General features: G+C 41.4%; 2 pseudogenes. Both read left to right on the forward strand.

The annotated features are described in order from the left end of the window. Nucleotides 1–435 precede the first annotated feature (435 nt). Nucleotides 436–993: pseudogene (locus OB236_RS22255) on the forward strand (AAA family ATPase); the annotation flags it as partial. Nucleotides 994–1,000: 7 nt separating this feature from the next. After that, nucleotides 1,001–1,083 (forward strand): annotated as a pseudogene (locus OB236_RS22260) (AAA family ATPase); the annotation flags it as partial.

Here is a 1,083-nt window from a genome sequence, read left to right on the forward strand (position 1 = left end):
CGCACGCTTGGCGTGTACTTCTTTGCTTGGTACCAAGGATGGGGTCTGCCCGCCGTATGGGCCAGCATCGCCGCTGATAACGTGCTGAGGGCCGTTTTGTTTGCAAGGTATCGAAGACGTCGTAGAGCAGTAGGGTCAATGTAACTACCACGAAAGAACGGACTAACTTTCATGCTCTGTGGTGCAACGCAGGGGATGCATGGGAGGCTAACGGGAGACGATAGCACAATAAACAGGGAGCAGATTGCATCGGCAGCTGCTCCCTGTTTTGATTTAAGTAACGGGCAGTTTTGCGTGGTGCTTTGTTGAACTTTGTTGGGGGATTGAATATGTATTTCTATATTATGATAAGATTGCAAAGAGGGAATAAGTTGAGATGACCAATAAACAAAAAAATACCCAGTAAAGAAACACTAAAAAATGGAGTGTTAAGATATGAATTCTCATGGATCCTTTTTAAGGCAGATTCAACTGAAGAGACAGAGTGTCTCTTCCTACAATTACTATCCTTTTAGTCTTGGGGTAATTAAAAGTCTCGAAAAGCTTGATTTCCACCCCAAGGTAACATATATAGTTGGTGAAAATGGAATGGGAAAATCAACGCTAATGGAGTCAATTGCAGTAGCGTGGGGGTTTAATCCTGAGGGTGGGACTATAAACTTTTCATTTTCAACTCGATCTACTCATTCTAACCTATATGAATATATTCAATTGATAAAAGGTCCTCATCGACCCAAAGATGGTTTCTTTTTTAGAGCTGAAAGTTACTATAATCTTGCTACAAATATTGATCATCTTGATAGTCAATTTTCTTTCGGTCGTCCAATTAAAGAATCTTACGGTGGGAAGTCATTACATGAACAGTCACATGGTGAGTCGTTTTTTTCAACATTAGTCCATAGTTTTGGAGGCAAAGGATTATATATTTTTGATGAACCTGAGGCTGCATTGTCCCCACTCCGTCAAATGGCGATGCTTGCTCGTATTCATGAGTNGAACATTCGTCCATCGTTTTGGAGTCAAAGGATTATATATTTTGGATGAACCTGAGGCTGCATTGTCCCCACTCCGTCAAATGGCGAT

Source organism: Paenibacillus baimaensis (genome assembly GCF_025567575.1).